At 38.2% G+C, this 8,827-nt stretch carries 9 protein-coding genes and 1 pseudogene; 9 read left to right on the top strand and 1 reads right to left on the bottom strand.

The annotated features are described in order from the left end of the window. The 7 genes and pseudogenes from HT703_RS06965 to HT703_RS11775 all read left to right on the top strand — a co-directional run. On the top strand, positions 1 to 1,538 hold a 1,538-nt coding region (locus HT703_RS06965), incomplete at its 5' end, for a fibronectin-binding SSURE repeat-containing protein (RefSeq protein WP_172929991.1). 166 nt (positions 1,539 to 1,704) lie between these two features. Next, positions 1,705 to 2,403 carry a response regulator transcription factor gene (locus tag HT703_RS06960; RefSeq protein ID WP_000520643.1) on the top strand — a complete coding sequence of 233 codons (699 nt, stop codon included), beginning with the start codon at positions 1,705 to 1,707 and terminating at the stop codon, positions 2,401 to 2,403. Continuing rightward, positions 2,400 to 3,452: a HAMP domain-containing sensor histidine kinase gene (locus tag HT703_RS06955; protein WP_023939236.1), complete on the top strand. Its 1,053-nt coding sequence runs from the start codon at positions 2,400 to 2,402 to the stop codon at positions 3,450 to 3,452. Before HT703_RS06960 ends, HT703_RS06955 begins: the two co-directional genes overlap by 4 nt. Before the next feature lie 194 nt (positions 3,453 to 3,646). Beyond that, a complete protein-coding gene (rpsD, locus tag HT703_RS06950) occupies positions 3,647 to 4,258 on the top strand; it encodes a 30S ribosomal protein S4 (RefSeq protein ID WP_000092760.1) in 612 nt (203 codons plus the stop codon). Between the two features lie 162 nt (positions 4,259 to 4,420). Continuing rightward, the gene (locus HT703_RS06945) at positions 4,421 to 4,708 is read left to right on the top strand and encodes a type II toxin-antitoxin system RelB/DinJ family antitoxin (protein WP_023939238.1); all 288 of its coding nucleotides are present in this window, start codon (positions 4,421 to 4,423) and stop codon (positions 4,706 to 4,708) included. Continuing rightward, a complete protein-coding gene (locus HT703_RS06940) occupies positions 4,698 to 5,045 on the top strand; it encodes a type II toxin-antitoxin system RelE/ParE family toxin (RefSeq protein WP_054393210.1) in 348 nt (115 codons plus the stop codon). The genes HT703_RS06945 and HT703_RS06940 overlap by 11 nt, the downstream gene beginning before the upstream one ends. Before the next feature lie 88 nt (positions 5,046 to 5,133). Further along, positions 5,134 to 5,345: pseudogene (locus HT703_RS11775) on the top strand (IS3 family transposase); the annotation flags it as partial. A gap of 124 nt (positions 5,346 to 5,469) precedes the next feature. On the opposite strand, the gene HT703_RS06935 reads toward HT703_RS11775, so the two are convergent. Continuing rightward, positions 5,470 to 6,324, bottom strand: a complete 855-nt coding sequence (locus HT703_RS06935) for an Rgg/GadR/MutR family transcriptional regulator (protein WP_054393211.1) — start codon at positions 6,322 to 6,324, stop codon at positions 5,470 to 5,472. Positions 6,325 to 6,416: 92 nt separating this feature from the next. Between HT703_RS06935 and HT703_RS06930 the strand changes: the two genes are divergently transcribed. Both HT703_RS06930 and HT703_RS06925 read left to right on the top strand, forming a co-directional pair. Continuing rightward, complete coding sequence (locus tag HT703_RS06930; protein WP_000722389.1) at positions 6,417 to 7,655, top strand: caspase family protein; 1,239 nt, start codon at positions 6,417 to 6,419, stop codon at positions 7,653 to 7,655. A 12-nt stretch (positions 7,656 to 7,667) separates the two neighbouring features. Further along, positions 7,668 to 8,750, top strand: coding sequence for an N-acetylmuramoyl-L-alanine amidase family protein (locus HT703_RS06925; protein ID WP_000868697.1), 1,083 nt, complete (start codon positions 7,668 to 7,670; stop codon positions 8,748 to 8,750). The last annotated feature ends 77 nt before the right edge of the window (positions 8,751 to 8,827 follow it).

Here is an 8,827-nt window from a genome sequence, read left to right as displayed (position 1 = left end):
AAGAAAAACAAGAACTCATTGACCAGTTCCGAGCAAACGGCACTAAAACCTACAGCGCTACAGTCAATGTCTATGGTAACAAAGATGGTAAAGCAGATTTGACAAATGTCGTAGCAACTAAACAAGTTACTATTAACATAAACGGTTTAATTTCTAAAGAAACAGTTCAAAAAGCCGTTGCAGACAACGTTAAAGACAGTATTGATGTTCCTGCTGCTTATCTTGAAAAAGCCAAAGGTGACGGTCCATTCACAGCTGGTGTTAACCATGTGATTCCATACGAACTCTTCGCAGGTGATGGCATGTTGACTCGTCTCTTGCTCAAAGCATCTGACAAGGCTCCATGGTCAGATAACGGCGACGCTAAAAACCCAGCCCTATCTCCACTAGGCGAAAACGTGAAGACCAAAGGGCAATACTTCTATCAAGTAGCCTTGGACGGAAACGTGGCTGGCAAAGAAAAACAAGAACTCATCGACCAGTTCCGAGCAAACGGCACTAAAACCTACAGCGCTACAGTCAATGTCTATGGTAACAAAGATGGTAAAGCAGATTTGACAAATGTCGTAGCAACTAAACAAGTCACTATTAACATAAACGGTTTAATTTCTAAAGAAACAGTTCAAAAAGCCGTTGCAGACAACGTTAAAGACAGTATCGATGTTCCAGCAGCCTACCTAGAACAAGCCAAGGGTGACGGTCCATTCACAGCTGGTGTTAACCATGTGATTCCATACGAACTCTTCGCAGGTGATGGCATGTTGACTCGTCTCTTGCTTAAGGCATCTGACAAGGCTCCATGGTCAGATAACGGCGACGCTAAAAACCCAGCCCTATCTCCACTAGGCGAAAACGTGAAGACCAAAGGTCAATACTTCTATCAAGTAGCCTTGGACGGAAACGTGGCTGGCAAAGAAAAACAAGAACTCATTGACCAGTTCCGAGCAAACGGCACTAAAACCTACAGCGCTACAGTCAATGTCTATGGCAACAAAGATGGTAAAGCAGATTTGACAAATGTCGTAGCAGCTAAAAAAGTTACTATTAAGATAAATGTTAAAGAAACATCAGACACAGCAAATGCTTCATTCTCATCTTCTAACTCTGGTTCTGGCGTGACTCCGATGAATCACAATCCTGCTACAGGTGCGACTCATCAAACAGCTGCTGACCATAAGGACATGATGGCACCAGCCAAAGAGACTGATAAAGCAATGCCAGCAAATGACCAAATGGAAAAATCAGGTATGAAGACTGAGACTCCAGCTCCAAGTACTACAGATAGCATGCCTGCTGACACCATGACAAGCTCTACCAATACGATGGCAGGTGAAAATATGGCTGCTTCTGCTAACAAGATGTCTGATACGATGATGTCAGACAAGATGATGTCAGACAAGATGATGTCAGATGATAAAGCTATGCTACCAAATACTGGTGAAGCTCAAACATCAATGGCAAGTATTGGTTTCCTTGGGCTTGCACTTGCAGGTTTACTCGGTGGTCTAGGTTTGAAAAACAAAAAAGAAGAAAACTAATCAGCTAAGGAAATAAATGATGGATAGTGGGCTGACTAAGGCTAGTTTACCAACTCAATCAGCTATCAGGACTTTCTTTCAATAGCAGATTAAAATCATCGTAAAACAATAAAAATAGTGTTATACTTAAAGCAGTATAGCACTGTTTTTATCAAAGGAGAGACAGATGGGAAAGACAATTTTACTCGTTGACGACGAGGTAGAAATCACAGATATTCATCAGAGATACTTAATTCAGGCAGGTTATCAGGTCTTGGTAGCCCATGATGGACTGGAAGCGTTAGAGCTGTTCAAGAAAAAACCGATTGATTTGATTATCACAGACGTCATGATGCCTCGGATGGATGGTTATGATTTAATCAGTGAGGTTCAATACTTATCACCAGAGCAGCCTTTCCTATTTATTACTGCTAAGACCAGTGAACAGGACAAGATTTATGGCCTGAGCTTGGGAGCAGATGATTTTATTGCTAAGCCCTTTAGCCCTCGTGAGCTGGTTTTGCGGGTCCATAATATTTTGCGTCGCCTTCATCGTGGGGGCGAAACAGAGCTGATTTCCCTTGGCAATCTAAAAATGAATCATAGTAGTCATGAAGTTCAAATAGGAGAAGAAATGCTGGATTTGACTGTTAAATCATTTGAATTGCTGTGGATTTTAGCTAGCAATCCAGAGAGAGTTTTCTCCAAGACAGACCTCTATGAAAAGGTCTGGCAAGAAGACTATGTGGATGATACCAATACCTTGAATGTGCATATCCATGCTCTTCGACAGGAGTTGGCAAAATATAGTAGTGACCAAACGCCCACTATTAAGACAGTTTGGGGCTTGGGATATAAGATAGAGAAACCGAGAGGACAAACATGAAACTAAAAAGTTATATTTTGGTTGGATATATTATTTCAACCCTCTTAACCATTTTGGTTGTTTTTTGGGCTGTTCAAAAAATGCTGATTGAGAAAAGCGAGATTTACTTTTTGCTTGGGATGACCATCGTTGCCAGCCTTGTCGGTGCTGGGATTAGTCTCTTTCTCCTATCGCCGGTCTTTACATCGTTGGGCAAACTCAAGGAGCATGCCAAGCGGGTAGCGGACAAGGATTTTCCTTCAAATTTGGAGGTTCAAGGTCCTTTAGAATTTCAACAATTAGGGCAAGCTTTTAATGAAATGTCCCATGATTTGCAGGCCAGCTTTGATTCCTTGGAAGAAAGCGAACGAGAAAAGGGCTTGATGATTGCTCAACTTTCGCATGATATTAAGACTCCTATCACTTCGATCCAAGCGACGGTAGAAGGGATTTTGGATGGGGTTATCAAGGAGTCGGAGCAAGCTCATTATCTAGCAACCATTGGGCGTCAGACGGAAAGACTCAATAAACTGGTTGAAGAGTTGAATTTTTTGACTCTAAATACAGCTAGAAATCAGATGGAAACGACCAGCAAGGACAGTATTTTTCTGGACCAGCTCTTGATTGAGTGCATGAGTGAATTTCAGTTCTTGATTGAGCAGGAGAGAAGAGATGTCCACTTGCAGGTAATCCCAGAGTCTGCCCGGATTGAAGGAGATTATGCCAAACTTTCTCGTATCTTGGTGAATCTGGTCAATAACGCTTTTAAATACTCAGCTCCAGGAACCAAGCTGGAAGTGGTGGCTAAGCTGGAAAATAACCAGCTTTCAATCAGTGTGACCGATGAGGGACAGGGGATTGCCCCAGAGGATTTGGAGAATATTTTCAAACGTCTTTATCGTGTAGAGACTTCGCGTAATATGAAAACAGGTGGTCATGGCTTAGGTCTTGCGATTGCGCGTGAATTAGCCCATCAATTGGGTGGTGAAATCACAGTCAGCAGCCAGTACGGCCTCGGAAGCACCTTTACCCTCCTTCTCAATCTCTCTGGTAGTGAAAATAAAGCCTAAAACCCCTTTACAAATCCAGCTATTCATGGTAAAATAGATTTTGTGTGAAATATCAGCAGGAAAGCATGAAGCTCGTCAACAGGTGTCTTATAATAAGTAACCTTGGCTGTTTAGGCGAAGGGCATCTGCACGAATCAGGGCTTTCTAAGTGACTATTTCCACCGAAATATTATTTATATCAGGAGGACATTCACATGTCACGTTATACAGGACCATCTTGGAAACAATCTCGTCGCCTTGGCCTTTCACTTACAGGTACAGGTAAAGAATTGGCACGTCGTAACTACGTACCAGGACAACACGGACCAAACAACCGTTCTAAATTGTCAGAATACGGTTTGCAATTGGCTGAAAAACAAAAACTTCGTTTCACTTACGGTGTAGGTGAAAAACAATTCCGTAACTTGTTCGTACAAGCTACAAAAATCAAAGGCGGAATCCTAGGTTTCAACTTCATGCTTCTTTTGGAACGTCGTTTAGATAACGTTGTTTACCGTCTTGGTCTTGCGACTACTCGTCGTCAAGCTCGTCAGTTCGTAAACCACGGTCACATCCTTGTTGACGGAAAACGCGTTGATATCCCATCATACCGCGTAACTCCAGGTCAAGTGATCTCAGTTCGTGAAAAATCATTGAAAGTTCCGGCAATCCTTGAAGCAGTAGAAGCTACTCTTGGACGTCCAGCATTCGTATCATTCGACGCTGAAAAATTGGAAGGTTCATTGACTCGCTTGCCAGAACGTGACGAAATCAACCCAGAAATCAACGAAGCACTTGTCGTTGAATTCTACAACAAAATGTTGTAATATTTTATTAAATAAGATAGGCTGTAAAGCCTTGAAATTAAGCACTTTGGGGCGTTTTCCCCTAGTGCTTTTTGATTTCTCTTAGTATCCAGCTATAATCGTCTATACGTAACTAGACCTGTATAGTTCAAAGTGATATAATAGTCTAAAGGAGGTGCTACCATGAATGTTTTAGAAAAAAACACACAGGTAAATTTTAAGACTAACAGAGACTTGTTAGAGAAAGCTAAAGCTATTATCACAGCGCAAAATCTTGATATGACAGCCAGTTTTAACTTGTTTTTAGAACACATTGTAGAAAATAAAGCCTTGCCATTTGAAACTCAAGTAGATAAAGAAAGAGAAGAACTTCTATCAGGGTTGCGTGCTGAAATTGCTCGTAGCTTTGAGGATTTAGAACATGGAAGAACTTACAGTCTTGATGAAGTGAGGGCTAACCTTGGAATTTAACGAGAAGGCATATAGCATCATTATCTCCGAAACGGTACAAGAACAGCTAAGAGGTATTAAAGATTATATCTCAGCTAACTACTTTTCAGAACAGGCAGGAGCAAACACAGTTAAGAATGTTCTTTATGGTTTGGAGCGTCTTGAAGTCTTCCCAGAAGCAGGATTTGATGTTGACGAAAGAGTAGGAGGGATTATATACCCATCCCACAAAACTCGATGCATCATTTTAGGAGATTACCTAGCATTCTATCATATTTTAGAGTATAGAAAAGCTGTCTTTGTATCAGATATTATTCATAGCAAACAGGACTACATCCGCTTGCTCAAGAAAAAATAGCGCCTATATATGAACTGCACCCCAAAAGTTAGATTTTTTCTGTCTAACTTTTGGGGTGCAGTTCAATTGGAATGTCCTTATTTTTATTATGGGATTGACAAATGAGGTTAAGGTTCAGATCTATGAACTTAGAAAGCAAGTACAAATCTTTAATCAGCTTTCAAAAAGATTTTGTGTAGATGTTTCGGGCTAAGGTATGTGACAAGATGAATTAATCGTTATGGAATAGAGAGTGTTAAAAATGGGAAGAATCGTTACTATTCCCCTGAATTAAAACAAGAAATAATCAATAAAAGCCTATATAATAACAAATGTATTAAAACTAAGAAAGACTTAGCTCAGTGTAATACAGAACCAAATCTTATAGATAAATTATTTGTCTAATTTTTTAGGAATTATATCTCTAAACAATATCATTTAACAATTAAATTGTTAGATCTAGCTTAAATTTCTGGTTTAATTCATTTATTGTATCACTATCATTATATTCCTTAAATATTCTCATAGCTTTAGAACATTCTTTTTTACCTAACTTTATTTGATTAGTTTTTATAAGATAAATACCTTTTAGGAAGAGTAAATAATTCTTTTCAAAATAATATCCTTGTCTGGTCAGTAAATTTTCTAAATCATCTATAAAAAATTGAGCGTTATTTAACAAATTATTTTTTAATAATAATTCTAAATTAAATAAATATAAAGGAATTACTCTATGTGTTCCCATATTTGTTTTTAAAAAATGTCGTGTTTTCTTGATTACCGCTCTATATAATAAGCTTATGGTTTTAGTGTTCATAAAAAACACCGAATTATAAAAAATTTTCAGTTCATACTCCATCCAAGTATCTACCGAAAGCAAATACTTTATTATCTCATTGCATTTAGATGTATTATAAGGAAGATTTACAAGGCGATTAATCTGTTGTTCAGCAATCAATTTTATGTGAAAATTGCATAAACTTCTTTCCTGCTTTTGTTTTAGCTCTATTTTCTTTATTAGTTCTTGTAACAAAATGATATCTGAAGAGTTTACAGCATGTTCTAATTCTTCAAAAAAGCATTCTTTTTTGGAATAATAGCAATGAACTAATTCTTCAAATTCCGAAAATGATATCCCCAGGCGATTTAACAATATGTAAAAATGATCAATAGATAATTTTGTAATCCCATTTTCGAAACGAGAAATAGTTGACTCACTAATCTTATCACAAGCCAAATCTTTAAGACGAAAATTTTTTGAAATACGGATATCCTTTAAAACTGCTCCAAAATTTTCCATAGTATTCCTCTTCCATTTCTGCAAAAAATAAAACCTGTTTTTTTATTTGTGATATGATTATACAAAAATAAAACAGAAAGGACAATATGATTATGAAAAAAATTTTATTGTCATCAGTTGCTTTACTGAGCCTAGTGGCAACACTACCAGTAAATAGTCCAGTTTCTGCTCAAGAATCTATCTCTCCCAAGTCTTATAGTCACTCTAATGGCAGTTGGATTCAATCGAATAGCCGTTGGTGGTATAAACACTCTGACGGTTCTTACACTAAAAACGGGTGGGAAAAGATCAATGAAACCTGGTACTATTTTGATAGTGAAGGTTGGATGAAAACAGGTTGGTTTAATGAATATGGAAATTGGTATTATCTAGATACTAGTGGTGCTATGAAAACAGGATGGTGTTTGATTTCTGGTAGTTGGTACTATTTAAATACTAGCGGTGTCATGCAAACTGGCCTACAGACTATCGAAGGAAAACAATATTATTTGGCTGCCAGCGGTGCTATGCAGACAGGTTGGCACAATATTGGAGATGATACTTATTTCTTTGCTAGTAGTGGAGCAAGACAAACGATTAATCGCCGTGCTTTAGTTCTTGGTGAAACATCAACGAGAGCAGTACCTATCGAAGACGTTAATGCTATGGAAAAGGTTTTTGGTAACCAAAACTTTAGTAAAGTTGTTCGTTTCCCAGATAAAACTAAGTCCGAGATTATTGCAAAAACGCAAGAGCTTTTCAAATCTTCTATCGAAAGCGATGTGAACTATCTTTACCTTACTTGTCATGGAGGAAGAGACGGAAGAATCTATCTTGGTAGCGATGGTCAGACATTTTCAGGCTGGGAATTGGCATCTATACTGAAACAATATAAAGGTAAGTTTGTGGTTATGCTGGATTGTTGCTATTCAGGAACAATTATAGATGTAGGTAAGTCAGACAAAAAGGTTGCCTCCAAGTCTGAAGAAAAATTTGATGAACAAGCATTTTTGGCAGGATTTTCAACAGGAGATGTAGCAAGCAAGAATGGTGAAATGCTTGATTCTAAATTCCTCGTACTATGTGCCTCTTGGAAAGGCGAAGAATCGTATAGTGTAGTCGGAGTAGGTAGTCTTGCCACCAGATACTGGGCAATGGGTACAGGTTGGGATTCACTTCAAAATAGAATGATTTCGCCTATGGCAGACACCAATACTAACGGAAAAATTACTTTAGAGGAACTGTATCAATACTCTTATCCTCTAGTCCTTGAAGCTGCATCACAAATTCACGAAGAGCAACATGTATCAGTTTATCCTAAAAACAGTCAATTTGTTTTATTCCAAAAATAAGGAGTTAAGAAAATGAAAGTATCAAAAAAAATCACACTATTTGGTTTATCTCTAGCAGGTCTAGCTTTATTAGCTTTCCCTCATTCAGGTCAAGCCTTTGAGTTGGAAGAAGAATGGGTTATTAAGGGTGGGGTTAAGTATCAAGATGGCAAAATTCTTCGATTTAACAATGGCCATGAAGTGGATATCAAAGTCTTGGATTTGCCAAAAACTGAGAAAATCGAGTGGACGGTTAGTCTCAATGGTCAAGATCAGACTATCAATTTCCTAGGTCAAGAAAAGGACAAATCTATGGTCGGTACAGAGGGGCGTTACCTGAATTTCTATGTACCTTATGGCTATAGAGGAGATATCAAGGTAGAAGCCAAGAGCGGAAATGAAGTAAAGACCTGGTCCACTAAAGTAGTAGATGATGTATATAATGATGGCGGAAAGAGTGGTTACTTCCGTATTGACGAATCAAATGATCAACACACCTACCTTGATGCAAAATGGGACTATCAAACTAAGACCTACACTGCTACCTTACCAGAGACTCTCAATGGTCAAAAAGTGTTTGCTTGGGAAGACGACTATGTAGAATTGAAACTTCAAAAACCAGGAGTTATCAGTCATTCCTACAGAGGGGGAGGAGCCTTCAAAATACTTTATCCGATTCTAAAAGCAGAAAGCTGGCTAAAAAAGAATTACAGTGAAAAGTGGTACTATCAAAAACAAGGTCAATTAGTTAAAAATGCTTGGGTTAAGGACAAGGGAACTTGGTACTTTATGAATGATAAAGGAGTCATGTTCAATCAAACTTGGCTCTATCAGGGTGGCAACTGGTATGCCTTTAAATCATCAGGAGCTATGATTGCTAGCAATTGGCTATATGATAATAACTCTTGGTATTACCTAAAGGACTCAGGTTCTATGGCGACAGGTTGGATCAAAGATAGTGGATCTTGGTATTATCTAAACAACTCAGGTTCTATGGTAACAGGATGGGTAAAAGATAGTGGATCTTGGTACTACCTTGCTTCAACTGGTAAGATGCTTCACAACACCTATACACCTGATGGTTACTATGTAGATGCCAGTGGCGCTTGGAAATAAATTTTAAACAGAGAAAATCTACTGAGAAGGTAGGTTTTCTTTTTTAGTCAGTGAATAATATATAGTAGATTGAAACT

This window comes from Streptococcus sp. 3874 (assembly GCF_013276425.1).
Taxonomy (GTDB): Bacteria; Bacillota; Bacilli; order Lactobacillales; family Streptococcaceae; genus Streptococcus; species Streptococcus pseudopneumoniae.
The sequence above is the reverse complement of the archived record's forward strand: the minus strand, read 5'-3'. Positions and strand labels throughout refer to the sequence as shown.

Coding starts and splice junctions, on each gene's coding strand:
- HT703_RS06945 (WP_023939238.1), top strand. CDS start 4,421: ATGAATGTTTTAGAAAAAAACACACAGGTAAATTTTAAGACTAACAGA.
- HT703_RS06960 (WP_000520643.1), top strand. CDS start 1,705: ATGGGAAAGACAATTTTACTCGTTGACGACGAGGTAGAAATCACAGAT.
- HT703_RS06925 (WP_000868697.1), top strand. CDS start 7,668: ATGAAAGTATCAAAAAAAATCACACTATTTGGTTTATCTCTAGCAGGT.
- HT703_RS06935 (WP_054393211.1), bottom strand. CDS start 6,324: ATGGAAAATTTTGGAGCAGTTTTAAAGGATATCCGTATTTCAAAAAAT.
- HT703_RS06955 (WP_023939236.1), top strand. CDS start 2,400: ATGAAACTAAAAAGTTATATTTTGGTTGGATATATTATTTCAACCCTC.
- rpsD (WP_000092760.1), top strand. CDS start 3,647: ATGTCACGTTATACAGGACCATCTTGGAAACAATCTCGTCGCCTTGGC.
- HT703_RS06930 (WP_000722389.1), top strand. CDS start 6,417: ATGAAAAAAATTTTATTGTCATCAGTTGCTTTACTGAGCCTAGTGGCA.